Below are 477 nucleotides of genomic sequence, written 5' to 3'. Positions count from 1 at the left end.
ATGTATTACTACTTTGTGTAGGTGAAGAACCAGAATTATCAAAACCCCAGTAATAATTAAAGTTTCTATTTAAATCTATTCCTCTTACATTATTTGATGTACTTGTACTGCCATTATCTGCAACTCCGGGTCTTAAATTTTTTCTTTGTAAGCCACCACCGTTTGGTGCAATAACTTCATTCCAACGTAATCCATCAGGATTAATTATTGGCACAAAATATAATTCTTGATTATCAACTATATTCTTAATAAAAGGGTCGCTATCATAGTTTTCTAGAATATACCACATGAAGTACATAATATTCATAAGGCTATTAACCTCTCTAGCATGAATCATCCCAGTAATCAACGTTTCAGGTTCTGCGGCTTCATCAATATCTGGATTATCAGAAATTCTTACGTAATATACTGTTTGCCCTAACCATGTAGTTCCTCCTGTGGAATTACCATGAGTAGTTTGTCCAGTAGGTGAAGCAT

General features: G+C 34.0%; 1 protein-coding gene. It reads right to left on the bottom strand.

Features of this window, described 5'->3' with window-relative positions; translation table 11 throughout:
• A partial coding sequence (locus H4O21_RS28105) for a M14 family zinc carboxypeptidase (protein WP_255487450.1) occupies positions 1–477 on the bottom strand: 477 nt, incomplete at both ends.

Source organism: Oceanospirillum sediminis, assembly GCF_014164585.1.
GTDB lineage: Bacteria > Pseudomonadota > Gammaproteobacteria > Pseudomonadales > Halomonadaceae > Oceanospirillum > Oceanospirillum sediminis.
Note: the sequence above shows the minus strand (reverse complement) of the source record. Positions and strands in the feature narration are given on the sequence as shown.